At 64.5% G+C, this 24,607-nt stretch carries 28 protein-coding genes; 6 read left to right on the top strand and 22 right to left on the bottom strand.

The window, feature by feature from the left end; all coding sequences use genetic code 11:
• Positions 1-164: 164 nt before the first annotated feature.
• The 6 genes from ACFOYU_RS08665 to ACFOYU_RS08640 all read right to left on the bottom strand — a co-directional run bounded on the left by ACFOYU_RS08665 (position 165) and on the right by ACFOYU_RS08640 (position 4,061).
• Complete coding sequence (locus tag ACFOYU_RS08665) at positions 165-1,238, bottom strand: UV damage endonuclease UvsE (RefSeq protein ID WP_377033226.1); 1,074 nt, start codon at positions 1,236-1,238, stop codon at positions 165-167.
• Between the two features lie 27 nt (positions 1,239-1,265).
• Positions 1,266-1,622, bottom strand: coding sequence for a response regulator (locus ACFOYU_RS08660; protein ID WP_226736652.1), 357 nt, complete (start codon positions 1,620-1,622; stop codon positions 1,266-1,268).
• Between the two features lie 288 nt (positions 1,623-1,910).
• Positions 1,911-2,696, bottom strand: coding sequence for a hypothetical protein (locus ACFOYU_RS08655; protein WP_226736654.1), 786 nt, complete (start codon positions 2,694-2,696; stop codon positions 1,911-1,913).
• Between the two features lie 20 nt (positions 2,697-2,716).
• On the bottom strand, positions 2,717-3,118 hold the full coding sequence (locus tag ACFOYU_RS08650) for a DUF3618 domain-containing protein (RefSeq protein WP_226736656.1): 402 nt from the start codon (positions 3,116-3,118) through the stop codon (positions 2,717-2,719).
• Positions 3,115-3,510, bottom strand: a complete 396-nt coding sequence (locus ACFOYU_RS08645) for a phage holin family protein (protein ID WP_226736658.1) — start codon at positions 3,508-3,510, stop codon at positions 3,115-3,117. The genes ACFOYU_RS08650 and ACFOYU_RS08645 overlap by 4 nt, the downstream gene beginning before the upstream one ends.
• Positions 3,511-3,521: 11 nt before the next feature.
• Positions 3,522-4,061: an apolipoprotein A1/A4/E family protein gene (locus ACFOYU_RS08640; RefSeq protein WP_226736661.1), complete on the bottom strand. Its 540-nt coding sequence runs from the start codon at positions 4,059-4,061 to the stop codon at positions 3,522-3,524.
• Positions 4,062-4,461: 400 nt separating this feature from the next.
• On the opposite strand from ACFOYU_RS08640, the gene ACFOYU_RS08635 reads away from it, so the two are divergent.
• Positions 4,462-4,827 carry a hypothetical protein gene (locus ACFOYU_RS08635; RefSeq protein WP_377033225.1) on the top strand — a complete coding sequence of 122 codons (366 nt, stop codon included), beginning with the start codon at positions 4,462-4,464 and terminating at the stop codon, positions 4,825-4,827.
• 123 nt (positions 4,828-4,950) lie between these two features.
• On the opposite strand, the gene ACFOYU_RS08630 is transcribed toward ACFOYU_RS08635, so the two are convergent.
• Positions 4,951-5,445 (bottom strand): ferritin-like domain-containing protein, encoded by a 495-nt coding sequence (locus ACFOYU_RS08630; protein ID WP_226736665.1) that lies wholly within the window; start codon positions 5,443-5,445, stop codon positions 4,951-4,953.
• 146 nt (positions 5,446-5,591) lie between these two features.
• On the opposite strand from ACFOYU_RS08630, the gene ACFOYU_RS08625 reads away from it, so the two are divergent.
• Complete coding sequence (locus ACFOYU_RS08625; protein ID WP_377033341.1) at positions 5,592-5,831, top strand: hypothetical protein; 240 nt, start codon at positions 5,592-5,594, stop codon at positions 5,829-5,831.
• Positions 5,832-5,893: 62 nt separating this feature from the next.
• Here ACFOYU_RS08625 and ACFOYU_RS08620 read toward each other — a convergent pair whose 3' ends face one another.
• Together ACFOYU_RS08620 and ACFOYU_RS08615 are read right to left on the bottom strand one after the other, a co-directional pair.
• Positions 5,894-6,163, bottom strand: coding sequence for a GlsB/YeaQ/YmgE family stress response membrane protein (locus tag ACFOYU_RS08620; protein WP_226736667.1), 270 nt, complete (start codon positions 6,161-6,163; stop codon positions 5,894-5,896).
• Between the two features lie 337 nt (positions 6,164-6,500).
• Complete coding sequence (locus ACFOYU_RS08615) at positions 6,501-8,969, bottom strand: calcium-binding protein (protein WP_377033224.1); 2,469 nt, start codon at positions 8,967-8,969, stop codon at positions 6,501-6,503.
• Positions 8,970-9,398: 429 nt separating this feature from the next.
• Here ACFOYU_RS08615 and ACFOYU_RS08610 point away from each other — a divergent pair, with 429 nt between their 5' ends.
• From ACFOYU_RS08610 to ACFOYU_RS08600, 3 genes are all read left to right on the top strand, one after another.
• A complete protein-coding gene (locus ACFOYU_RS08610; RefSeq protein WP_226736669.1) occupies positions 9,399-9,566 on the top strand; it encodes a hypothetical protein in 168 nt (55 codons plus the stop codon).
• An 88-nt stretch (positions 9,567-9,654) separates the two neighbouring features.
• Positions 9,655-9,819: a hypothetical protein gene (locus tag ACFOYU_RS08605; protein ID WP_226736672.1), complete on the top strand. Its 165-nt coding sequence runs from the start codon at positions 9,655-9,657 to the stop codon at positions 9,817-9,819.
• A 68-nt stretch (positions 9,820-9,887) separates the two neighbouring features.
• A complete protein-coding gene (locus tag ACFOYU_RS08600; RefSeq protein WP_377033223.1) occupies positions 9,888-10,733 on the top strand; it encodes a lysine/arginine/ornithine ABC transporter substrate-binding protein in 846 nt (281 codons plus the stop codon).
• Between the two features lie 29 nt (positions 10,734-10,762).
• On the opposite strand, the gene ACFOYU_RS08595 is transcribed toward ACFOYU_RS08600, so the two are convergent.
• The 4 genes from ACFOYU_RS08595 to ACFOYU_RS08580 form a co-directional block, all read right to left on the bottom strand.
• The gene (locus ACFOYU_RS08595; RefSeq protein ID WP_377033222.1) at positions 10,763-13,000 is read right to left on the bottom strand and encodes a xanthine dehydrogenase family protein molybdopterin-binding subunit; all 2,238 of its coding nucleotides are present in this window, start codon (positions 12,998-13,000) and stop codon (positions 10,763-10,765) included.
• 10 nt (positions 13,001-13,010) lie between these two features.
• A complete protein-coding gene (locus ACFOYU_RS08590; protein WP_377033221.1) occupies positions 13,011-14,027 on the bottom strand; it encodes an FAD binding domain-containing protein in 1,017 nt (338 codons plus the stop codon).
• Positions 14,024-14,539: a (2Fe-2S)-binding protein gene (locus ACFOYU_RS08585; protein ID WP_226736680.1), complete on the bottom strand. Its 516-nt coding sequence runs from the start codon at positions 14,537-14,539 to the stop codon at positions 14,024-14,026. The genes ACFOYU_RS08590 and ACFOYU_RS08585 overlap by 4 nt, the downstream gene beginning before the upstream one ends.
• Positions 14,540-14,779: 240 nt before the next feature.
• A complete protein-coding gene (locus ACFOYU_RS08580) occupies positions 14,780-15,316 on the bottom strand; it encodes a DUF1440 domain-containing protein (protein ID WP_226736682.1) in 537 nt (178 codons plus the stop codon).
• Between the two features lie 210 nt (positions 15,317-15,526).
• Here ACFOYU_RS08580 and ACFOYU_RS08575 point away from each other — a divergent pair, with 210 nt between their 5' ends.
• Entirely contained in the window at positions 15,527-16,672 is a 1,146-nt protein-coding gene (locus ACFOYU_RS08575) for a glycerophosphodiester phosphodiesterase (RefSeq protein ID WP_377033220.1), read from the top strand.
• A 46-nt stretch (positions 16,673-16,718) separates the two neighbouring features.
• On the opposite strand, the gene ACFOYU_RS08570 is transcribed toward ACFOYU_RS08575, so the two are convergent.
• From ACFOYU_RS08570 to ACFOYU_RS08530, 9 genes are all read right to left on the bottom strand, one after another.
• A complete protein-coding gene (locus tag ACFOYU_RS08570) occupies positions 16,719-17,783 on the bottom strand; it encodes a patatin-like phospholipase family protein (protein WP_377033219.1) in 1,065 nt (354 codons plus the stop codon).
• 259 nt (positions 17,784-18,042) lie between these two features.
• A complete protein-coding gene (locus ACFOYU_RS08565) occupies positions 18,043-18,321 on the bottom strand; it encodes a DUF3563 family protein (protein ID WP_377033218.1) in 279 nt (92 codons plus the stop codon).
• 497 nt (positions 18,322-18,818) lie between these two features.
• Positions 18,819-19,313, bottom strand: a complete 495-nt coding sequence (locus ACFOYU_RS08560; RefSeq protein ID WP_377033217.1) for a hypothetical protein — start codon at positions 19,311-19,313, stop codon at positions 18,819-18,821.
• Between the two features lie 38 nt (positions 19,314-19,351).
• A complete protein-coding gene (phnN, locus tag ACFOYU_RS08555; RefSeq protein ID WP_226736693.1) occupies positions 19,352-19,939 on the bottom strand; it encodes a phosphonate metabolism protein/1,5-bisphosphokinase (PRPP-forming) PhnN in 588 nt (195 codons plus the stop codon).
• 2 nt (positions 19,940-19,941) lie between these two features.
• Entirely contained in the window at positions 19,942-21,084 is a 1,143-nt protein-coding gene (locus ACFOYU_RS08550; RefSeq protein WP_377033216.1) for an alpha-D-ribose 1-methylphosphonate 5-triphosphate diphosphatase, read from the bottom strand.
• Positions 21,085-21,105: 21 nt separating this feature from the next.
• Positions 21,106-21,807: a phosphonate C-P lyase system protein PhnL gene (gene phnL / locus ACFOYU_RS08545; RefSeq protein ID WP_377033215.1), complete on the bottom strand. Its 702-nt coding sequence runs from the start codon at positions 21,805-21,807 to the stop codon at positions 21,106-21,108.
• A gap of 2 nt (positions 21,808-21,809) precedes the next feature.
• A complete protein-coding gene (gene phnK / locus ACFOYU_RS08540; RefSeq protein ID WP_377033214.1) occupies positions 21,810-22,586 on the bottom strand; it encodes a phosphonate C-P lyase system protein PhnK in 777 nt (258 codons plus the stop codon).
• Positions 22,579-23,502 carry an alpha-D-ribose 1-methylphosphonate 5-phosphate C-P-lyase PhnJ gene (locus ACFOYU_RS08535; RefSeq protein ID WP_226736701.1) on the bottom strand — a complete coding sequence of 308 codons (924 nt, stop codon included), beginning with the start codon at positions 23,500-23,502 and terminating at the stop codon, positions 22,579-22,581. The genes phnK and ACFOYU_RS08535 overlap by 8 nt, the downstream gene beginning before the upstream one ends.
• Positions 23,499-24,605, bottom strand: coding sequence for a carbon-phosphorus lyase complex subunit PhnI (locus ACFOYU_RS08530; RefSeq protein ID WP_226736703.1), 1,107 nt, complete (start codon positions 24,603-24,605; stop codon positions 23,499-23,501). The genes ACFOYU_RS08535 and ACFOYU_RS08530 overlap by 4 nt, the downstream gene beginning before the upstream one ends.
• Positions 24,606-24,607 lie beyond the last annotated feature (2 nt).

The following is a 24,607-nucleotide window of genomic DNA, read 5'->3' as shown; positions in this document are numbered from 1 at the left end:
GCCCGGGATCGGGCGTCCAAGCCCGGCCCGGCGAAGGGCCGACCGCCCCGGAGCCTCCCGGCGCTCCCTGAGCAATCGTCTTCGAGGTCCTGCGACAAGATAGGACGTCTGCCTTGCCGGAGGCTTGCAGCAAGGAGGGGGCGCCCCGGATCCTCCGGCCGCGGCTAAGGCCGTTGCCGACGCGCCTCGACGTAGCGGGCCAGCCCCTCGGAGGCGAGGTTCTTCAGCTTGGCCTCGACCTCGAAGTCCGACCATTCCAGGTGGCCGGCGACCCAATCGTTGACCGCGTCGTTCCACATCAGGTCCGAGTGGGCGCGAAGGTCTCTCGGGCGCAGGCCGCTGCCGACGAGCCTGGCGAAATCGGGCCGGGTATGGGTGTCGTGATCCGGCAGGAGGTCCTCGCGCGACACGCTGACATGGCTCACGGGCCGGACGCCGCGCCAGGAGCGAACGATCTGCCGGATGCGCGGGTCGTCGGGCTCGATGTACTCGCCCCTGCTCGCAATCCAGTGGTGATGGAGGTCGAGCACGAGCGGCAGGTCGTCCGCGAGCGGCAGAAGGTCGTCGAGGCCGTAACTGACTTCGTCGTTCTCGACCGTGATGAGATTGCGCGCCGTTTCGGAAAGGCGGGTCAGGCCCTCTCGGAACCCTTCGGCTCCGACGGCTCTCGCCCCCGCATGGATGTTGATATGCGCCCCGTCCGGATGCCAGCCTCCGTCGTAGCCGAGAAGCCCCATCACCTCGGCGTGATACTCGAACTCCGCGACCCCGTTCGCGAGAGCGGAGAGGTTGGCCGAGGCGATGACGCAGAACTGGCCGGGATGCATGCTCAGCCGCACCCCTCCCTCCCGGGCGATCCGCCCGGTCGCGGCGAGGCTTTCCTCGATCATCCCCCGCAGGTCCGAATCCCGGTAGTAGTCACGGCACGTGGGATGCGTATAGCCGGGCAGCAGGTCGCTCGACAGGCGATGCAGGCGCTCGATGCGAGGACGCGCGGCGACATGCTCGATCTGCCGTCGGACCGCCCCGAGATTGTGGGAGACCACGGAGGCCAGCTTGTCGTAGGCCGCTGCGCCGCCGAGCCGGGTCAGATAGGCCATCGTCACCGACGTGGTGTTCAGCTCCGGGGCCGTCGCCGGTCGTCCTTCGCCGGGCTCAGGGACATATTTGCAGCAGAAGCCCAGCCGGGGGCTGCTCAGGGCCGACGCGGCGCTCGTGCAGTCCGACGCTTCGGTCAAGAAGCGCGCCTCCGGCCTCGGGACGTCTCAGTGGAACGAGAATCGGTCATGCGCAGCCTCGGCGATCGACTTGCGGATGGCTCTCTCCTCGAAAGGCTTAGGAATGAACGAAGCCCCTCTCAGGCCTGGAGGCACCTCCGCCGGACGGGACGCCGACACGAACGCAAAAGGAATCCGCCGCTCCAGCAATTCCGCGGCAATTCCGAACGTCTTTCCGCCAACGATATCGATATCGAGCAGAGCGTAATCGAATTTGTCCTCCAGGTGTTCCTGGGCCTCGGCGATGGACTCGAACACTCCGACTACTTCGTGCCCCTCGCCTTCGACTATCGCCTGCAGGTCAAGCGCAATGAATGGATCATCTTCTAGAATCAGAACCCGCACACCATCACTCCATCAATAAATCCAATTCGGATTTTTATTCGTCCTCCCGGCGCATTCGGTACGCTTGCGGACGCAATGCTATTGGAAAACAGATGGAGAACGGCATTTGGAGCACAGTAGTTCCAGAAGCCGAAGGAAAGGGCACTGACTTCAAGGAGTTAAGGTTAAGCTTCCGTTACGGAGGATTGGCATTCGCCCGCGCCCCGCGGAGCGCCGGCCACCCCAGGCTCCCGTGCAATGAAAAAGCGCCGGCACAAGGCCGGCGCTCCGAGATTGCCGAGGAACGGCTCAGTGGCGATTGGTGCCGGGCTGGTCCGCCTGGAACCCGTTCCCGCGCCCGCCGGATTGAGCATCGTCGCCGCCGAGGCTCTCTTCGATGTATTCCCGTCCCATGTCGGCGGCTTCGCGGGCGTAGCGGAGGCCCTGGCTGCGGACCTCGTCGGCCCACTCGCCGAAGACCTCGTTCTCGCGGCGGGTGCGCGGCAGCAGGGCGCCCAGGGCGAGACCGGCCGCGAGGCCGACCAGGCCGACCACCATCGGGTTCTCCGCGACGTATTGCTGAACGCCGCCGCGCATGTTGCCGAAGCTCGTCCCGGAGCGGCTGCGCATGCGGCTCGTCCGGCGGGACTGGCCGCCGCGGCGGCTGCCGGAGCCGGAAGCCCAACCCGACACCCGCTCGTAGGTGTCCTGAGCCCATTCGGACGCGCCCTCGTAGGCGTCCGAGGCCTTCTCGCGAGCCTGATCGGCTGCGTTGCGGGCCTGCTCGCTGGCCTGAGCACCCGCACCCTGCTGGCTCTTGCCCGCCGAGCCGGATTGTTCCTTGCCGGAGCGGTCCTGATCGGACTGGCCGGCGGAATGGGTCCTGTCGGTTCCGCCGAGCGGTTTGGAGGTGTGCGATGCGAGCGTGGAGCTCTGCGCCGGCTTCGTATCCTCGTGAGCATGGGGCATCGGAGGCTGGCCGACATTGCCGACGGAGGTGCCGGCCGAAATCTTCGAACCCGTTCCGGAATCGCTCCCCGTCGTCCGCTTTTCGGTCGAGGAAGTCTTGCCGGGTTCATTCTTGGGATCAGCCATCGAAAGCTCCTATACGTTCGTTAGATGCGGGAATTCATCGTGCGCCGGGGCTCATACGGCTCATCCGGCGACTGCAGGGTCGTGGCACCCGCACTGTAGACACGGGTATCGAGGGGCTCCGCCACCAGGTCCTCGTCGACGACCACGTGGGTGCTCCGGCGCGGCAGCGGCTGCGGCCGCCCGAGGCGGTGGACGAGAAGGCCGATCCCCGCGGCGATCAACATGACCGGAACGGGGTTTCGCTTGATGGTCAGGAGGACATTGTCGAAGAGTGGCGCATAGCGGCCTGCCCGTGCCGTGCCCAGCATGTCGTCGACCACACCCGAGACCGACATCCGGTCCTGGAGGCGGTCGATGGTCAGGTCGAGCTTCGCGCGGCTTTGCTCGATGTCTTTTTCCAGATCGTGCAGGTCTTGTGTCATCCCGTGACCCTTTCGGACAGCACTTCGGCATCGCGCTTGAGCGAGCGGACGGTCCTCTGAGGCGACAACGGGGTCGACGACATGGCGTGACGCCCGTAGAGGCCGAGCCCGATGGCGATGACGGCCATGACGCCGCCGACGATCAGAGCGGCAAGCGCCTCCGAATTGACGACGGTCGCCAGCCAATCGACAAGCGCATCCGTGAACAGGATGATCGCGGCAATCGCAAAGATCGCCGCCACGACCACCATGGCGAGTCCGACGAAGATCGTCCGGACGTTCTGAGTCATTTCCGTGCGGAAGAGAGCGAACTCCTTCTGCGCGAGATCGGTCGACTCGCGCAGAGCCTCACCGACGAGGCCCTGGATTGTCTGATTGCCGTTTGCTGTCATGCTGCCCTCCGTCAGACGCTCGCCCGAGCCCGCGAGCCCTGACCCTGCTTCGAGCGACCGCGACTGCCGCCGCCCCGCGCAGGACCGGAGATGTTCTGATCGTGCCTGAGCTCTTCAGCCGTGCTCTTGATGAAGCGGGCCGTCAGGAAGCCGACGGCGACGGACACGGCCGCAACAGTTGCCGGACGGCGGCGGACCATGCCTTCGAAGTCGTTGAAGATATCGGCGAAGCTGCGCTCGCGGATCGTGTCGGCCAGGGTCTCCAGACCCTCGGCGGCGCTGTCGACGACGGCGCGGATATTCGGCCGCTCCTCGAAGGATCCCGTCGAATCCCGCAGCGAGTTGGCGAAGTCCGCAACCGACTGAGCAATGTCGTCCTTGCGGCGATCCGCATAATCGGTGGCCTGATCGCGAGCCGCATCGATGAAGTGACGACCCCGCTCGACTGCAGCGCCTGCCACACCGCCGACGTCTTCCTTCAACGCGTCCCAATCATCGCCACGGATATCTTTCTGGCCATTTCCATTACTGTTTTGCTGTCCGACGCCCATGGTCAACCTCTCTCAATCGTGAGGAAGTAACCACTAGAAGCGCGGCAGGTTCCCCATACTCCAAGGGCTGTTGGAGTATTTGCCCATGCCCCGTCTCAGACGGCAACGTTCGAGGGTGTCCCGGTGTTCACTCGCGCGTGAATCGATAAGCCGGAAGGGGTAACAATTATGGGCGGCGCTGCACGGCTCCGCCGCCTGAAGGGCGGGATCGAATTCCCGCATGTCCCGATATAACTCCTGGTTGAGTTAGTTCATATTTCATCTTATGAGTTGCAAACTTCGCCGGGACACGACCGATCCCGGGGGAGCACCCGACATCCTGCGGGAGCTGCTGCAGCGCCGGCGGGATGCGGTCACGCCGTTCAATGCCCCTGGACCCGCAAGCCTTTTGAGAGACGCCATGCCCCCGTCAACCTCGGACCTGCCGAGCGCCGCCTCTTGTGAGCCGGCCTCCCTGCCCTCCCGCCTGCCCTCGACCGAACGCCCGTCTGGAACGGAAAGCGGAGCCTCGCCCGGTCAAGGCAGCTTTCTTGGCCCCTTCGCCTACGAGGAACTCGCAGGCGGGGCCTGTTCGGCGCTCCAGGGCGTCGTTCCTCAGCTCTCGCCTGCGACGCGGCTGAGGCTCTCGGCCTTCATCCATCTCATCAAGGATCCGGCGGGGATGAAAGCGTCTCTCGAACTGCGGCAGGGCGGCGGCTTGTGCCTGACGCTGACCGCGGATGCGGCCGACGCTCGCCTTGGGCAGGCTTCGTCAGGCACGCGGTAGGCAGCCCGCAGAAAAGCGGATCCGGTTCTGCCCGCCAGGATGCGCATGAGGAATGGAACGCCGACGCGAAAAACCCCGCACCTGTCGGGCGCGGGGTCCGCTCGTCCGCAACCCGGATAAGGATCAGGCGGCCTTGGTGTTGACCCGCGCCTCGGCCAGCTGCGTCAGCAGCTTGTCGGTCTTCTTCTCCTCCTCGAGGTTCTGTTCGATAAGGCGGACCGCATCCTTCATGCCGAGTTCCTCGGCCCAGGTCCTGAGCGAGCCGTAACGGGTGATCTCGTAGTGCTCGACCGCCTGCGCGGCCGCCAGGATGCCCGCATCGAGGGCGACGCTGTCGGCGAAGTCCTCCATGACTTCCTTGCCTTCTTCGATGATGCCGTTGATCGCCTCGCACTGTACGCCGCGAGCCGCCTTGCCCAGCATCTTGAAGACCTCTTCCAGCCGCTCGATCTGGCCTTCGGTTTCTTCCCGGTGGGTCTCGAAGGCCTGCCTCAGCTCATCGGACTCGGCCGCCTTCGCCATCTTCGGCAAGGCTTTCAGGATCTGCTTCTCCGCGTAATAGACATCCTTCAGAGTATGGAGGAACAGGTCTTCGAGTGTCTTTTCCTTCGCTGCCATCGCTAGAGCTCCTTGGTTGAGAGTGGACTCAACGACAGCCAAGATTGGTGGTTCCGCGACCTCTCGAGACTCCTTCCCGGAGCGGAACCGTCGCGCCCCGCGTGGCGTTCGGGTCAGGCGAAAGAAGGAGAATTCCCTTGAAAAACATGAGCGGCCATTCCGATGGCGAACACAACCTGTCCATGGCGGAACGCGGCGCCTATATCGCTGTCGGCCTCGGCCTCGCGGCGGCCGGCGTCAAGCCTCGCCCCAACCCGCTCCTCAACGTGGTCGCCCTCCTCGGCGGGTCCTACCTGGCCTGGAGCGGATATGTCGGAAACTGCCCGGTCAAGGCTGCCCTCATGGGCCCGGAAGGCTCCTCGGGGCGCATCTCCCACCGGGGCTGACGAAAATTCGCGGGCCACGGCGCAGAGGCAGTGGCCCGCAGGATGATCGGACGAGGCCGTGATCAGTAGGTGTTGGAGGAGCGGCTGCGGCCGGCGATCATGCCGTAGATGAACAGCACGATGATCGCGCCGACCACGGCACCGATGAGACCCGCCCCCTCATCCGCGCGATACCAGCCGATGGCCTGGCCGAGATAGGTCGCGACGAACGCGCCCACGATGCCCAGGATCGTGGTGAGGATGAAGCCGGAGGGCTCGTTCCGACCGGGCATGATGAACTTGGCGATGACGCCCGCGATGAAGCCGATGATGATCGTCCAGATAATGCTCATGAGGAACCCCTGTGGTGGATGGCTCGACGGGGAACGCCGGACCCGTGGCTAAGGTTGCGCGGGCTCCTTTTATTTTGTGATCTCTCTCCTAGAAGCCCGGCACATGGCCCTGCGAGGAGCGGCCGCGCCTGCGCCTCGAAGGAGGGGCAGCCGGACGGTCCGTCCGACGGGCGCCTGCCGCATGCCGCGCCCGCAGGAGCAGCGGCCCCTTTGGCCGCCTCTCGAACCCTCCCGACCCGGAACGAAAAAGCACCCGCCGGAGCTCGCGCCGGCGGGTGCTTTCAATGAAAGGCCGGAAGGCTGCCCGGCCGACCGGGAAGCCTTCCGGCAAGAAAGGTCAGATGACGAAGAAATCCTTGTAGGACATCTTGAGGTTCTTATCGAGCTTGGCGATCTCGACGGCCTTGGAGCGGCCCGACCCGTCGGCATCGTAGTACAGAATGCCCTTCTTCTTATTGTAGACGAGGTGGTCGTTCTTATCCAACGCCTTGGTGCCGACCTTGAAGAAGTCCCTCTTCAGTTTGGCTGGCTTGCTCTCGCTGCCCTTCTTGCCCAGCTTCTTGAAATACTTGTTCTCGAGATAGATGCTGTCGTCCCTGACGTTGAAGTCGTCGACCTTGTCGAGGTTCGTCCTCTTGTTCGGCCGGGTGTCGAACACGAAGATGTCCCTGCCGGAGCCGCCCACCAGGAAGTCCTTGCCCTCCTTGCCGTAGAGCTTGTCGTTGCCGGCACCACCGTCGAGACGGTCGTTGCCGACGCCGCCGATCAGGATGTCGTTGTCGTCTCCTCCAAAGAGAGCGTCGTCACCGAGATCTCCGATCAGGTTGTCGGAACCCAGGCCACCATCGAGGACGTCATTGTCGGCCCCGCCGTTGAGCGTGTCGTCGCCCACATTGCCGACCAGGAAGTCGAAGCCGACGCCGCCGTCGAGGAAGTCGTTGTCGGCCCCGCCATCGAGGGTGTCGTTGCCGGCATCGCCGCGAAGGTAGTCGAAGCCCGAACCGCCGGAAAGGACATCCTCGCCCGTTCCGCCGTAGAGGGAGTCGTTGCCGTCGTTGCCGCTGATGACGTCGTTGCCGCCGCCGCCGTCGATTCCGTCGCCGCCCGCGCCGCCATTGAGGGCATTCCCCTCGGCCGTGCCGGTGATGTTGACCGGTCCCGTGCCAGTGAAGACGATGTTCTCGATGTTGGCGAGAGCGGACAGATCGATGTTCCCGCTCGTGTAGACTGTGTCGATGCCGCCCCCGGCAGCTTCGACGATCACGTCATTGCCATCCACATGGTAGGAGTCGTTGCCGGCACCGCCCTCGAGCGTGTCCTGACCGCCGCCGCCGATGAAGACGTCGTCGCCGCCGAGACCCCAGAGATGGTTCGCGGCATCGTCGCCGGTGATGGTATCGCCGTGCTGCGAACCGATGACGTTCTCGATATTCGCATAGGTGTCGCCAGCAGCGTCGCCACCGATCCCGGGGCCGCCCGCGAGACTGACGATCACACCCGCCGCGGAACGCTCGTAGGATGCGACGTCGATGCCTTCACCACCATCCAGGGCATCGCTGCCGCTGCCGCCAATGAGCTTGTCATTGCCGCCATGGCCGTTCAGGACGTTGCCGTGATATTCGGAGCCGGCATAGACATCGTTGCCGTTCGTACCGTTCACGGCAACCGCTGCTTCGCGGGCATCGACGATGGTGGTCGAGACCGAACCGCGGCCAGTGCTAAAATACCAAGTTACTGCGAGGCGACCGTCGGTCATCTCGACGACCGAAGGCAGCACCTGAGCATCATTACCATCGGTTGACGCATCGGAATTGAGCAGAAGCGGAGCGCTGACCTGCCCATTGGTTCCGATGATCTTGAGATAGATGTTGCCGAAGTCCGTAGCACCCGTTTCGGGATCGTTAGGGTTGCGCTCCGAGTATACGACAGCAACGCGCCCGTCTCGCAGCATCGTTGCTTCGAAGTTGTCGTTAGCGTTTTCCGCAGATGTTACGAGTGTTATGGCAGAGTTAACCGGCTCGCCTTGGGCAGTATAGAATTGAGCCTTGACGGTGCAATTGGCGTTTCCGGAGTAGTGATTGTAAACAACCACAAAACTGCCATCGCCTCGGACTACGACGTCGGAGATTCGCCCCTGCCCAACAGTAACTTCACTGGCGGGAACAGGTGTTGCCGAGCCGAAGTCGATGATCTTGAACTTGATATCGGTTCCGTCCTGATAAGAAACGACGTACTTATTGGCATCTATCTTTGCGATCTCGCCATAGTCCGCCCCTGCACTGTTGCTGACTACCAGCCTGCTTGTGACGCCGCCGGCGGCATTCTGAACAGCAATTTCGACTCCTGTATCGGTTGCCGAAGAATCCGCCGGATTGTTGTAGGCAGTAATGTAGCCGCCATTATCTGTGCTGATGGTCGATGGCGCACTTGAGCGGACGCTACCGGAGGATCTGGCAACTTCGTTCGGTTCAGCCGTCAGCGGAGTGCCGTTGATATCGAAAACGCGGGACATGACGAAGCTGTTGACAGTCCCAATAGTCTGCGTCCACGTAACAGCAAAGTTCCCGTTCGCCTCGACCGCGTGGATGTCAAACTGGTCCAGGGTAACTCCGTCAGCCGCCGCAACGAGCGTAGGACCGCCAGCTTTAACGCCAGCGCCATCGTAGCGCTGGAAATAGATTGAACCGCCTTCTTGGAAGCCAACAACATAGCCGCCGTTGGGCAGGGCAGCGACGACGTTCTTCTTATTCATCGAGGCTTGCCCAAGGCGCGCGTATTCCTCAGTTCCCCAGATCCCGTATGTCATTGTTCGAATCCCCTTGTGAACAGGGGCTCTATGAATCTCAAGCAAGGTAATAACGCTACTATCCGAACGAAGGGGGGAGCTTCGGAAACGTGCGGTTTCGCACGCGGGAGGAGCCGAAATTTACTTGGCGCTGCCGTAAGAACGTCCTGGTAATAAATGGTTAACGTTTCGGTCGCGCAAGTTGCCGCACCGATTCACTACGCAGCACGGGCCGGAAGGTCGCTCGTGACATCGGATCCGGTCGGGACGAGAGCCTGAAAGAACTCCATCGATCCTGGCCGGCGGCACGGAAGAAGAGCGGAATTCTGTTCTTTCCCGATCTCTTCTTGTCCTGCGTACGGTGCCGGTCCATCTGGATCGGCCGCATCCATGATCTCGCCGCACTTGCGGATAACCTTTGCAGCCTGTGCTCGAACGGAGGAGAATATCATGGACACCAGCGCATCGACCTGGTCCTTCGAAGCCGTCCAGTCGCTCATTGCCCTCGCCAAGGAAGGGTTTCCGGTTTCGGTCATCAGCCTCAAGCTCAAGCGCTCGGTCACGGATGTGCGGGCCAAGCTGAGCGACCTCGGCGTCACGCCGCCGGCTGAGGCCTGAGCCGGCACGGCGCCAAAAAATTGGGCAGCGATGCTGCCCTTTTACCCTTGAACAGGGTTCAGGCATAAACTATCTATTGCAGTGCAGCATGACGATTGGCGTCGTGGTGCTGCTGCCCTTCTTGGGCGTTTCCTCCCTAAACTTCGGGCTGCTGGCAACGGCAGCCTTTTTTCTTGCCCCGAGCTTGGCTGCCGTTACGGCAGAAAGAGCGTTTCCGCATCTTGCCATCGATCCGGCTTTGGCCGCACCCTGAGCCTTGCCTCCTGCAACGGCATGACGAGCTGCCTCGCTGCAGAGGCCCACGCGAACCGGGGAACAGCCATGAAATTCGCCAGAATCGTCAGCCTTGCCCTTGTCGGCTCCGCCCTCGCAGCCGGCTCCGCCGCAGCCCAGGAAAAGACCGTCAGGATCGCCACCGAGGGCGCCTACGCTCCATGGAACTTCACTGGCCCCGGCGGCAAGCTCGAAGGGTTCGACATCGATCTGGCCAACGAGCTCTGCAGCCGCATGAAGGTGAAGTGCGAGATCGTGGCCCAGGACTGGGATGGTATCATCCCGGCGCTGCAGGCCAAGAAGTACGACGCCATTATGGCCGGCATGAGCATCACCGACGAACGCAAGAAGGTCATCGCCTTCGCCGGTCCCTATGCTGTCTCCCCCAATGGCTACCTCGTGGCGAAGAGCTCGCCCCTGGCGCAGATGCCGGGCACGGGCGAGGCTTACGATCTCGTCAAGCAGAAGGACGAGACCGAGAGGGCCATCGAGGCCACCAAGCCGCTCCTGGAGGGTAAGACCATCGGCGTGCAGGTCTCCACGACCCATCCGGATTTCGCCGAGAAGTACTTGAAGGGCACGGCGGAGATCCGTGAGTACAAGACAACCGAGCAGCACGACCTCGACCTTCTTGCCGGCCGCATCGATGCGGTTCTGGCCGACGCCACGGCGATCATCGGCACGCTCGATAAGCCGGAGTTCAAGGACTACGCGCTCGTCGGCCCCGCCATCAGCGGCGGCGTCCAGGGCGATGGCGTCGGCGTCGGCCTGCGCCAGGAGGACACCGAACTGAAAAAGTCCTTCGACGAGGCGATCCAGGCCGCCATCAAGGACGGCACGGTGAGGAAGCTGTCCGAGAAGTGGTTCAAGATCAACATCGCGCCAAAGAGCTGAGTGGGTTTCGCGGCTACGCGCGATTCAGGCTACCCGAGCAGCTTGTCGATGGTGATGGGATACTCGCGGATGCGTTTGCCCGTGGCGTGATAGATGGCGTTGCCGATGGCCGCGGCCGTGCCGACGACGCCGATCTCGCCCAGGCCTTTGACGCCCAGCGAATTGAGCTTGTCCTCGTGCTCCAGCACGAAGATCACGTCGATGTCGAATACATCCGCGTTCACCGGCACGTGATACTCGGCAAGATTGTGGTTCATGAAGCGGCCGAGGTTGTGGTCGAGCAGGGATTCCTCCTCCAGCGCCATCCCGATCCCGAACACGACGCCGCCCAGAATCTGACTGCGCGCCGTCTTGGGGTTCAGGATGGTCCCGGCCGCAACCGCATTGACGATCCGCGTCACCCGGATGATGCCGAGTTCCTCGTCCACCTTGACCTCGGCGAAGATCGCGGAATGCGAGTAGCCGGAATAGCGCATGCTCGCCAGCAGGCCAGGGCTCGCGTTCTCCTCCGCCTCGACCTTGTCGGCGCCGCCGGCCTGCATGGCCTCGGCGAAGGTGACGCCGGCACTCGGATCGTTCATCAGGCAAATGCGCCCATCGGCGAACATCACCTGTTCGATGCTCGCGTTTGCCAGCGGGGACTCATCCATCTGCCGCGCATGTTTGAAGAGCGTCTCCCGCACGGAGAGGCAGGCCTTCTGCACGGCTGAGCCTGCGGAGGCGGCCGTCCAGGATCCGCCCTCGACGGGAGATTTCGGCAGGTCGGAATCCCCGATCTTCGTCGTGACGTCCTCCATCCGAAGCCCGAGGGTCTCGGCTGCGATCTGGGTCAGGATCGTGTAGGTGCCGGTACCGATGTCGGTGGTGGCGGAGGCGACCTCGAGCTTGCCGTCCCGGGTCAGAACGACACGCGCAGCGGTCTTCTGCATCACGGCCTCCCAGACCCCGCTGGCCATGCCCCAGCCAACGAGTTCGCGCCCGTCGCGCATGGAGCGCGGCTCGGGGCTCCGCCTGGCCCAACCGAAACGTTCCGCTCCCAGCTGATAACAGGCTCTGAGCTCCTTGCTGGTGAAGCTCTTGTTGTCAGCCTCGTCCGTCTCGGCATAGTTCCGCAGGCGCAGCTCGATCGGATCGATCCCCGCCGCATAGGCGAGTTCGTCCATCGCCGTCTCGATGGCCGTGACTCCAAGAGCCGCTCCGGGCGCCCGCATGTCGATGGGCGTATAGGTATCGACCTGCGCCAGCTTGTAGGTCAGCTTGACGTTATCGCAGTGGTAGAGAAGGTTCGACCAGTTCACGACAACCTCCTGATAATCCTCGAAGGTGGAGGTCGTCTGGACGGCGTCGTGCATGAGGGATACGAGCTTCCCGTCCGGGTTCGCTCCCAGCGAGATCGTCTGGATCGTCAGCGGTCTGTAGCCGAAGGTGAACATCTGGTCGCGGGTCAGAACCACACGAACCGAGCGTTTGAGTTCGAGCGCAGCCATGACGGCGAGGAAAAGCTGGTATTGCGGCCGCAGACCGGAGCCGAAGGCTCCGCCGACGAAAGGCGTAACGACGCGCACCTGGCTGCTGGAAAGTCCGAAGACGCTCGACACGTAACTCTGGCTGTTCTGCGCTCCTTGGGTCTTGTCGTGGATGGTGAGCGTCCCGTCCTGTTCGTAAACGACCGTCGAGGCATGGGTCTCCATCGGATTGTGGTGCTCGATGGCAACCCGGTACTCGGCGTGGACCTTGAGCGGCGCCTGCGCGAAAGCTCCCTCGGCATCGCCGCGCGGGCTCGGAGGCGGCTTCACGTTCGAACGCTTGCGAGGCGGCACATAGGCCTCGTGGCGCTTGACGTCGAGATCCGTCATATGGGTCTCGGTCTCATACTCGACCCGCACGAGCGAGGCCGCATAGGCCGCAATCTCGAATTCCTCGGCGACAACGAGCGCGATGGGCTGTGCGCTATAGATCACCCGGTCGTCGTAAAGCGGCCGGAAAGGCGAGCCGGGAGGAGCCGTCTCGTCGCGGAAGTTGCGGTCGAACCATGCGGTCTTGGCCCGGTTCTCATGGGTGAAGACCTGGAGCACACCCGCCACGGCGAGCGCCGCCGACGTGTCGACGGATTTGATGCGGCCCTTGGCGATCGCGCTTGTGACGACGATGCCGTATGCGAGATCCGGAGCATCGAACTCCGCCGCGTATTTCGCTTCGCCCGTGACCTTGGCGCGCCCGTCGACCCGGCTTTGAGGAGTGCCGATGTAACCTGTTGGCTGCTGCATGGGCCTGCCCTCACTGGATCCGCTTGTCGACTTGAGACTGAGGTGTTCCGGCGGCGGCTTGCGTCAGCGCCCGGATGATCGCTCTCTTGGCGAGATCGATCTTGAAGGCATTGTCCTCGTAGCCTTTGGCATCCTTCAGGATGTGATCCGCGACGGCTGCAAAGCGCTCGGCGGTGGCCGGATGCCCACGCAGCATCGCCTCGGCTTCCGGATCGCGCCACGGCTTGTGGGCCACGCCGCCGAGGGCGAGCCTCGCCTCCTCGACAGTTGTGCCATCCATGCGGAGGGCGGCGGCAACGGAAACGAGCGCAAAGGCATAGGAGAGACGGTCTCTCAGCTTGAGATAGGTGTAGTTGCGTCCGTAGCCTCCCGGCGGAAGTTCGACGGCCGTGATGATCTCCCCATGCCGGAGGGTGGTGTCGATCTCAGGTCTGTCGCCCGGCAGGCGGTGAAACTCGGACAGAGGGATTTCCCGCTCGCCCTCGGGACCTGCCACGTGAACGACAGCCTCCAGAGCGGCGAGAGCGACGGCCATGTCGGACGGATGGGTCGCGATGCAATGCTCGCTCGTCCCCAGGATGGCGTGAATTCGATTCCGCCCGAAGGCCGCCGGGCAGCCCGTGCCGGGCTCCCGTTTGTTGCAGGGCGTGCCGGGATCGTAGAAATAATAGCAGCGGGTGCGCTGCAGGAGATTGCCCCCGGTTGTGGCCGAGTTGCGCAATTGGGGCGAGGCACCGGCCAGGAGCGCACTGGAGAGCAGCGGATACCGATCCTGAATGCGGGGATCGTAGGCGGCCTCGGCGTTGGTCACGAGAGCGCCGAGACGAAGGCCGCCGCCATCGGTCTCTTCGATCCGGTTCAGCGGCAGCCGTGTTATGTCGACGAGGCGGGTAGGCCGCTCCACATTGTACTTCATCAGGTCGATGAGGTTGGTGCCGCCGGCAATGAAGCGGACGGCAGGATCGGCCGCGGCTTCCCGCACGGCCTCCTCGATGCTTCCCGCCCGCATATAGGAGAAGCGATTCATCGCGCGGCCTCCGCATCGGATCCGATGACCTGCTCGATGGCATCGACGATGTTCGTGTAGGCGCCGCAGCGGCAGATGTTGCCGCTCATCAGCTCGCGGATTTCATCGCGCGTCTGCGCCCTTCCCTCTTCGATGAGAGCAACACCGGAGCAGATCTGCCCGGGCGTGCAGTAGCCGCACTGGAAGGCATCGTGATCGATGAAAGCCTGTTGCAGAGGGTGCAGCGCCCCATTCCTGGCCAGTCCCTCGACGGTCGTGATGTGCGAACCGTCCTTCATCACGGCAAACGCCATGCAGGAATTGATCCGTTTGCCGTCGATCAGAACCGTGCAGGCTCCGCACTGCCCATGGTCGCAGCCCTTCTTGGTTCCCGTCAGGCCGAGATGATCGCGCAGAAGATCCAGCAGGACCGTCCAGGGCAGAACCTCCAGCCGCCGGGTCTCGCCGTTGACGGTGAGCGTGATGGCAACTCTCTCGGGCAGGGTTGCTGCGCTACTTTGGCCGGCACCCATCCAGACCTCCCTTGGCACGGTGAGCCCAATGGTCCTGCCAAGGATCGATCAGGCCGAAGCATAAGGACTGCCGCGACAATCCCGTCAATGGGCCGTCAACCCGGCGGCAATCACCAACAAACCTTTACCAACATTCCATGCTCGCCAAGGTTCCTGCAGGCCTCACAGCGCATCGTGACAACCTCTGGGGGTTGGATCGGGAAGCCGGCACGGATGCCCGACGCCGAATCCGAAGCCGCCTCAGGTCGAAAGACTGCGCACGCTGCGTCGGACGACTTCCGCCGTCAGACCGAAGACGAGGTGCGATCCGAGCGAGTAGAGATGCGTCGAGGCAGAGGACTCCCAAGGCGGCCCCGACAGGCCGGCGGCTGGGACGATGCCCTCGTCAAGCACCGCTGCAACAGCGGCTCCGAAAGGAAGACCGGCACCAGTCGTCACCCGGGGCTCAAGCTCGGCCGCAACGCCATAGAGGCCTCCGAGCGCTGCGCCGACGGCATAATGCACGACCGGGCCGGCGACGTCCTTCTGACGGGGTGAGAGACGGTGGCGGAAGGCGTTCTCGGACAATATGGACGCAGCCCTCGCCGTAGCCGGGTCGGCATCGTTGTACCCCTGTGTCCTCCTCGGCTCCGGCTGAGGCTCGGACCGTTGCCGACGACTGATGGCCGACTGGAATGCGTTCATGGCATACGATGCGGCAAGCCCCGCCAGAATTCCGGCCGCGAGACCCTGCACGATGTTTCCGTCCAGCTTCTGCTCAGCTCTTCCAACCGCCATGAGGCTCTCCGCACCGCTTGCTCGTCCTAGAACGCCATGGCGTGGATTTGTTTCCGAATGACGCTCCGTACCTGGGATCGTCAGCGGGACGTGCACCGCACCCGTGGCGCGGCCGTCGGAGGGCGCAATCCTCCTGTCATGAACAAGCTGCAATCTCGCTTTGCCGAGGAATGCATCGGGTGCGAATATCTCCAGTTGGAGGAGGACGTTATGAAAAAGACAACCATACTGACCGCTGCTGCCGTCATGTCGGCGCTGGCGGGGCCATCCATCGCCCAGGAGAGGACGCTCACGGGCGAGCCGACGCTCGTGGTCGCGCATCGCGGCGCGAGCGGCTATCTCCCCGAGCACACGCTCGAAGCCTACAAGATGGCGATCGAGATGGGAGCCGATTTCGTCGAGCCCGATCTCGTCTCCACCAAGGACGGCGTTCTCATCGCCCGCCACGAGCCGATGCTGAGCGGGACCACCGACGTTGCCGACCGGCCGGAATTCGCATCCCGCAAGACGACCCGCAAGGTCGACGGCGTGGACACGACCGACTGGTTTGCCGGCGACTTCACCCTGGCCGAAATTAAGCAGCTTCGCGCCAAACAGGCGATGTCCGACCGCGACCAGTCCAAGAACGGCCAGTTCCAGATCCCGACCCTCAAGGAGGTGATCGATCTCGTGAAGGCGGAATCCGGCGCCCGTGGCCGCACCGTCGGAATCGCGCCGGAGACGAAGCACTCGACATTCCATGCGGCGCTGGGCCTTCCCCTGGAAGACCGTCTCGTGGAAACCCTCAAGGCCGCCGGCTGGACCGAGAAGTCGCACCCCGTGGTGATCCAGAGCTTCGAGGTTGCGAACCTCAAGTATCTCCGCACCAAGACGAACGTGAAGCTGGCGCAGCTCCTCGACGCGGAGGACGTGGACAAGGACGGGAACATCGTCCTCGGCGCGCCCTATGCGCAGCCCTACGACTTCGTCGTGGTCGGCGACAAGCGCACCTACAAGGACCTGATCACCAAGGAAGGCTTGGCCGAGGTGAAGACCTACGCCGACATCCTTGCTCCCTGGAAGCCGTATATCCTCCCGACCAAGCAGGTCGATCAGAACAACGACGGCAAGCCGGACGACCTCAACGGCGACGGCGCGATGGACGAGCGGGATCGGGTGGTCGCCGCGCCGACGAGCATCGTCAAGGACGCCCATGCGGCGGGCCTGATGGTCTACACGTGGACATTCCGCAACGAGCCGAAGCGCCTGGCCGCGTCGTTCGAGGGCGACCCTGCGGCGGAGTACAAGGCGTTCTATGCACTCGGCGTCGACGGCCTGTTCAGCGACTTCCCGGATACGGCCGTGAAGGCGCGGTAAGCGCACCCTCGTCGCGCAATGGGCGAGACCCGAACAGGGCCATGAACTAGCCACGGCATGCCTGCCGTGGTCCGCCCCATGCTTGCGGGCCGGTCGGCACCGACCGGCCCGCAAGCCAGGTCTCCACAGCCGCCCGACCGTGATCCCGGAGGCGCTGAAGATGCGCCCAGTCAGTGTTCAGAAAGCTGAACTGGCTCAACCCGCCCACATGATCCTCCGCGACAAGCCGATGCAGCGTCAGGCGCCGGAGCTTGCGACCGAGGCGCGAGTTCTGCATGTCCCCTTCCTGGCAGAGCTGGGTCATCAGCGACAGGGCGTCCATGTCCCGCTGCAGCGAGCTGTTGAAGGTAATCTGGCTCAGACGCTTCTGGATTTCCGGTGAGGTGGTCGGCAGTTCCGCATGATGGGCCGGAATGATCTGCACGACCATCAGGTCCGATGCCCGTGTGGCGGTCACGACCGGCATCAACGGGGGATTGGCCGCATAGCCGCCGTCCCAGTGCGGCTCGCCGTCGATGGACACCGCTTGATGGAGCTGCGGCAGGCACGCGGAGGCGAGCACGACGTCGTAGGTGAGGTCCTTGTTGCGGAAGATGCGCAGCGCTCCGTCACGGACCCGTGTCGCTCCAAGCAGCAGCCGCACATGCGCCCCGGTGCGCACGGCCTCGATGTCGATCTCGCTGGTGAGAATGTCGCGCAAGGGGTTCAGGTCGAAGGGATTGAACTGATAGGGCGAGAGCTGCGAGGCGACCTGCGACAGTAGCGGCGAGAACAGGCGGCTCCGCCCTCCTGCCTCGCTGACCCGTCGCCAGAACCGCTCGAGAGCGGCCCGCGCTCCGTCCTCGCCGCCCTGCGCCAGCCCCGAGGCAAGCAGCACGGCGTTCATCGCGCCGGCACTGGCCCCGCTCACGCTGTCGAGCGGAACCTTCGCTTCGAGAAGCCGGTCGAGAACGCCCCAGGTGAAGGCACCGAATGCGCCGCCGCCCTGCAGCGCCAGCGAAATCCGCCTTGGGCGGGCAGCCTTGTTCCTCACGGCAGCATCATGACGCATGGCCCGCGGATAGCCGGCAGGAGCGCCGCAGGACAAACCGGCGGGATCGAGAACAGTCATGTTTTGCCTCCATGCTGCCGCGTGCTTTGTTGGGGGTCGATCATTGAGGCGGCAGGGCCAGTCGGATCGCCTGACCCGGTTGGAAGACTTCTGAACGCTTCAGCGCGGCCTTGGTTGCTGCGGCGCAACATGAGACTCCGCCGATACAGCAATGCAGCACCGGCATGGAACAGGCCGGAGCGCCCGCACCTGCCCAAGACATGGTCAGCCGTATCCTGCGGGAGAGCGACGGACCTGTGACCGAGGCCACCCATGCCCTTCACGGGCAGCCGCGTCGTCTGTCCCCGAGCGGGTGGAAGGGATGGGGCGCGGGCTGCCTGGGCCGGTCCAGCTCCCGGATCCGATGTTCCAGGTCGTACAGGTCACAAGCCTCGTCGAGGTACCGGCTGTCGCGCTCCGCATCCGTGGGCATGAGGTCGTGCCGGAGCTGCCTCAGGCGGCCCCGTATCCGGTCGCGCCACGACGGTCCGGGACGGAAGCGCCCGAAGGCGATCGTGAGCGAGCGGAAGGCTAGATTGAGAAGGGGAACGAGGATCATGTTGCGGCTCCTGAGTGAGAGCCTTCCTGGTGTTTCCGTTGTGCTTTTTATGATTGTCTTCACACCTGCCGCGGGACGGGCCGGATCGTCAGCGGCGGCGTTCCGCGTCCCTCGCGGACGGCAGGCGAGGACTTCTTCGTACGATCGTAACGGTCCTTTTCGATGTGGCCGGGATTGGCGCTGGCGCCATGAGGTGCATACGGGATCGAGCGGACGCTTCGATGACGGACGGCCTGACCTCATCCTCCGAAAAGCCCATCAACTGCGCGGCGATCTCGACCTGACTGTCGATGTCGTCGGTCAGTCCTTGGGCTGCCGCAACGGCTTCTTCTATGCCCGGCGGATCGTATCGCGTGCGCCTGCGGCTCCATGAGGGCGGCAAAGGACGGCTCATCATCCTGCATCTCCGTTGTGCCAGAGCCCAACGCCGCAGGGCCGGGATTGTGCGGTGCACGATTGTCGCAGGGGACAGACACGCCGCCCGTGCCGACACGGGGTCAGCCCGCCTCGGAGAGTCTCCTTGCCCTGGCGAGATCCTTCGGACGTCCGAACAATCGCAGAATGTCGATCAGTTCCGCGCGCGAGGGCGTATAGACGAGTTGCCCGCCTACACGGATCGGCTCGCGGGTCGCCGGTTCTACACGCCGCCAGCCCCCGGCCGTGAGAACCTCCATGCCGCCCATGAGATCGACCGTCAGCGGCGGATCGCTCCAGCGCCCAAAGATTTCCGACCGGAACAGATCGGTCCCCCCATCCTGCTCCGGCACGACCTTCAGGCACGCGAGGACTTTTCGCGCGTCGCGCGGGCTCATGATGATATCGACATCGGCAATCGCGCCGTCCTCCGCCCCATGCAGCCCTGCGGCGGCACCGCCGATCAGCCACCACGGACCGTCGGCGACGGTCAGCTCCTTTGCGACGTGCGCCAGTGTCTCCAAGACGGGAGCGGACAGCCCCGACATTGCGGAGGCGGTCCGTCCGGATGGCTGCACCGGTGGTTCCGCGCCGCTCATTCCGCTGCCGCTGTCCCTCAACTCACGAGGCCCGATCGGGCCTCGTACGGGGCGCTCGAGGACATTGCCCGGCTGCGGAGGAACGCGATCAACTGGCCCGCTCCCACTTCCGGGCTCCGGTCGTTGACGACGGTCAGATCGGCTTGGACAGGTCCGACCTCGCTCGAACGTGCCAATCGGGCCTCCAGGTTGGCATCGTCGGTTCTGTTCCGCTTCGCGAGCCTTTCCGCGAGAACAGCGCGGGGTGCCGTGACCTCCACGACGGCGACGTTCGGAAGGCGCCGACGCGCATCGTCCACGAGCGTCCGCGAGATGTTGCATACGACGAGACAGCCGACCCGGACCGCCTGAAGACAGGATCCGGGAAGCGCGTAGCCGTGTCCGTGAGCCTTCCACGACAGGGTGAAGCGTCCCTCAGCCTGCCCGGCTTCGAACTCCTCCTCGGTGATCGTGTCATGCTCTTCCCAGGCCGATGACGAGCGCGTCACCAGCCGGCGCGGGAAAAGGAAGCGGTTGTCGCCCGACAGCTCGGCCTGGGCGAGCGCAAGCAGGGTATCCTTCCCGGCTCCGCTCGGCCCGACGACGAAAACGAACCCGCCCGTCATTCTCAGACGATCCTGCTTCCCGAGCGCCAGACCTGGCGGACGACGGGCGTTTCGCCGGTCACGCGCACCCTGACGAGGTCGGCCCGTTTTCCGGCGCCGATCTCGCCGCGATCCTTCAGGCCCGTGGCCTGGGCCGGGTTCCTGGTCACGGTGCGGATGGCCTCCGGCAGGGAGATCGACCGGATGCGCCGTGGAAGTTCGAATGCCGCCATCAGCAGGCTCGCCGGCACATAGTCGGACGACAGGATGTCGAGGACACCCTCCTGTGCGAGCGTCTCGGCCGCGACATTTCCGGAATGAGAGCCGCCTCGGATGAGGTTCGGCGCTCCCATCATGACGGTGATGCCCTGGCGGTGGCTCGCCCTGGCGGCCTCGACGGTCGTTGGGAATTCGGCCAGAACGACGCCCTCCTTGATCGACTGGTCGACCTCGTCGAGAGTCGTGTCGTCGTGGCTCGCCAGCGGGATGCCGCGTTGCTGCGCCAGCCCCACGAGCGCCGGGCGGTTGACCGCGGCGCGCTCGCCGTTCACGCGCTGCTTCTCCGCGACCGCCACATTGATCTCGTCGGCGGTCTTGCCGGTCTTCCCGCCGTAGTAATTGAAGTACTTGCCGATATCCCGGAACTGGCGCTGACCCGGCGTATGGTCCATGAGCGACATGAGACCGACGGGATAGCGCGCGACGAAGTTCTCGACCGTCTCGACCACGTCGGGGGACGGAATTTCGCACCGCAGATGGGTAAGGTGGTCGCAGCGGAACAGGCGATGCCGCCGTGCCTCGTCGATGGCCTCCGCGAGCTCGACGAGTTCCGCACCGAGCCCGCCGCCATCCACGTCGACGCCGGCACGCAGGCTGTCGAACACCGTCGTGATTCCCGACGAGGCGATCTGGGCGTCGTAGGCGAGCACGGCCCCGAGCGGGTGCCAGCGCACCTTGGGACGCGGTGCGTAGTGGCTCTCCAGATGGTCCGTGTGCAACTCGATAAGGCCCGGAATGAGATAGTCGCCGTCGAGGTCGATGCCGCGCTCCGGCGCCCTTCCCTCCCCGATCTCCTCAATCTGCCCATCGGCGACCGCAAGCCACCCCCGCATGATGCGCTCGGGCAGCACGATCTCGGCGTTTTCGATGACCGTGACCGGATCCATGTCCTTGTCCCCCAAATTCACTCAGGCAGCCTTAGCGGCAAACTGCGTCACATCGACGACAGTGGTGGCGAGAGCCTCGCGAACCTCGTCGTCGTGAAAGATGCCGACGATCGCGGTGCCGCTGCGCTTCTTGTTCTCGATCAGATCGATGACCACGGCCCGGTTCCGGGCGTCGAGCGATGCGGTAGGTTCGTCGAGAAGAAGGAGCGACCGATCCGCGATCAACCCGCGCGCAATGTTTATCCGCTGCTGCTCGCCGCCCGAGAACGTCGCCGGAGGAAGCCCCCAGAGCCGCTCCGGCACGTTCAGCACCGTGAGCAGTTCCTTGGCCCGCTCCGCGGCCGTTTCGGCATCGAGCCCGCCCTGCCGGCCAGCACCGGCCACGATGTCGAGAGCGCCGACGCGCGGAATGACGCGCAGGAACTGGCTGACATAGCCCATGACCGACCGACGAAGGGCGAGGATGCGACGGGGTTCGGCGGCCGCCACGTCCACCGTCTCGCTGCCGTCCTGCACCAGGACGCGGCCGGAATCGCAGCGATAGTTGCCGTAGATGATCTTCAGGAGAGACGATTTCCCTGCACCTGAGGGCCCGCCGAGAACGACGCACTCGCCGGGACCCACCGAGAGGCTGACGTCGGACACGACCTCCAGCATGGCGCCGCCATGAAGGTGCAGGGTGAAGGATTTCGAGACGCGTTCGAGCGTGAGGCGCGGGGGCATGATCAGACCACCAGAACGGAGGAAACGAGGAGCTGGGTGTAGAGCTCGCGCGGATCGTCGAGGACCTGGTCGGTCAGTCCCGTCTCGATCACGCGGCCGCTTTTCATCACCATCACCCGGTGCGACAGCAGCCTTGCCACGGCCAGATCGTGGGTCACGATGATCACCGCCAGGCCCAGTTCGCTGACGAGGTTGCGGATGAGGTCGAGCAGGCGGGCCTGGACGGAGACGTCGAGGCCGGAAGTCGGCTCGTCCATGAACACGAGCCGAGGATGGGTGACGAGGTTGCGGGCGATCTGAAGGCGCTGGCGCATCCCGCCGGAGAATGCCTTCGGCGTATCGTCGATCCGGTCCGTCTCGATCTCGACGCGTTCGAGCCAGTCGAAGGCGGTGCCGCGGATCCGACCGTAGTGACGCTGGCCGACCGCCATGAGGCGCTCGCCCACGTTGCCGCCTGCGGAGACGTTCATCCGCAACCCGTGCGTCGCGTCCTGCCGGACGAAACCCCAGTCGGTTCTGAGAAGAAAGCGCCGCTCGGCCTCGCTCATCGCGAGAAGGTCTCTCATGGCACCGTCACGCATGCGGTAGCGAATGCCGCCTCGGGTCGGCGACAGCTCCGTCGCGAGAAGGTTGAGGAGCGTGGACTTGCCGGAGCCGGATTCGCCCACGATGGCGAGCACCTCGCCTTCGTACAGGTCGAAGGAAACGTCGGCGCAGCCGATCCGGTGGCCGAAGTGCTTGGTCAGCCCCGAGACGGAAAGCAGCGGTGTATCAGACATGGGAGCTCTCCCCCTTGAGGGCTGCGGGGGTGTCGGCCAGCATGGCCCCCCGGTGGCCCTGTTCGCGCCGCTCCTCGCAGGAATCGGTATCGGAGCAGACGAACATCCGCCCGCCGCGATCGTCCATGACGACCTCGTCGAGATAGACCCCTTCGGCCGCGCAGAGGGCGCAGGGGTGGCTGAATGTCTGGATGCGGAACGGATGATCCTCGAAATCGAGACTTCGCACCTGCGTATAAGGCGGGATGGCATAGATGCGCTTCTCCCGGCCGGCGCCGAAGAGCTGCAGCCCAGCCATCATGTGCATCTTCGGATTGTCGAATTTCGGTGTCGGCGACGGGTCCATGATGTAGCGCCCGGCAACCTCGACCGGATAGGCGTAGGTCGTGGCGATATGGCCATGCCGCGCGATGTCCTCGTACAGCTTCACGTGCATGAGGCCGTATTCCGCGAGCGCGTGGAGCTTGCGCGTTTCGGTTTCGCGCGGCTCGAGGAAGCGCAGGGGCTCCGGGATCGGCACCTGGTAGACGATCACCTGCCCCTCGCCCAGCGGCTGCTCCGGGATGCGGTGGCGGGTCTGGATGACGGTCGCCTCCCCCGTGCGGGTTGTGGTTCTGACGCCAGCGGTGCGCTTGAAGAACTTCCGGATCGACACCGCATTCGTGGTGTCGTCCGAACCCTGGTCGATCACCTTGAGCACGTCGTCCGGGCCGAGGATCGACGCAGTCACCTGCACGCCGCCCGTTCCCCAGCCGTAGGGCATGGGCATCTCGCGCGACGCGAAGGGCACCTGGTATCCCGGAACCGCAATGGCCTTCAGGATTGCCCGGCGGATCATGCGCTTGGTCTGTTCGTCCAGATAGGCGAAGTTGTAACCGGTCTCCGGGGCGGTATGCGTTGCCGATTGCGCGGTCATTCTGCGGCCTCCGACAGAGGATAGGGATGATTGGCCTCATGCTCGGCGCGCATGCGGCGCACGAGATCGAGTTCCGCCTGGAAATCGACGTAATGGGGCAGTTTCAGGTGCTCGACGAAGCCCGTCGCCTGAAGGTTGTCGGCATGGGAGAGCACGAACTCCTCGTCCTGCGCGGGAGCGACCGCATCCTCCCCGAGTTCGCGGGCCCGCAGGCTGCGGTCGACCAGGGACATGGCCATGGCCTTGCGCTCGCTCTGGCCGAAGACGAGGCCGTAGCCGCGTGTGAACTGCGGCGGCGTGGCGGCGCTGCCCTTGAACTGGTTGACCATCTGGCACTCCGTCACGGTCAGGCGACCGAGCGGAACCGCGAAACCGATCTCCTCCGGCACGAGTTCGACCGCCACCTCGCCGACCCGAACCTCGCTGACGAACGGATGCGTGCGGCCATAGCCGCGCTGGGTCGAGTAGCCGAGGGCCAGGATGAAGCCTTCGTCGCCCCGCGCCAGCGCCTGCAGGCGCAGGTCGCGATCCGCCGGGAAGGTCAGGGGTTCCCGCGTGAGGTCGCCGACCGTGTCGCAATCCGACGCGCTCGAAGGCTCGATCAGCCCTTCCGCATCGAGAAGGTCCGTCACGCGCGGCATGTCGCCTTCCGCCGCACCGGCATCGGCTTCCGCCGGCGGCTGCGGTGGCTCGCCGTTCGCCTCCAGCATGAAATCGAGCAGGCGGTGGGTGTAATCGAAAGTCGGGCCCAGCACCTGCCCGCCCGGCAGGTCCTTGTAGGTGGCGGAGATCCGGCGGCGGATCTCCATGCGGGCCGTGTCGACGGGCTGCGAGTAACCGAAGCGGGGGAGCGTCGTCCGGAAGGCGCGGACGAGGAACACCGCCTCGATCAGATCGCCCCGTGCCTGCTTGAGGGCGAGCGCCGCAAGAGCCCGGTCGTAGAGCGATCCCTCCGTCATCACGCGGTCGACGAGCAGGCCGAGCTGCTCGGAAACCTGCGTCACGGACAGTTCGGGCACCGACGGATCGCCACGCCGCTCATGGGCGAGGAGCCGGTGCGCATTGTCGATGGCGGCCTCGCCACCTTTGACGGCTACATACATGG

Origin of the sequence: Microvirga sp. GCM10011540, assembly GCF_042650665.1 — a bacterium.
Lineage (GTDB): Bacteria > Pseudomonadota > Alphaproteobacteria > Rhizobiales > Beijerinckiaceae > Microvirga > Microvirga lenta.
This window is presented reverse-complemented; position numbering and strand designations above follow the sequence as displayed.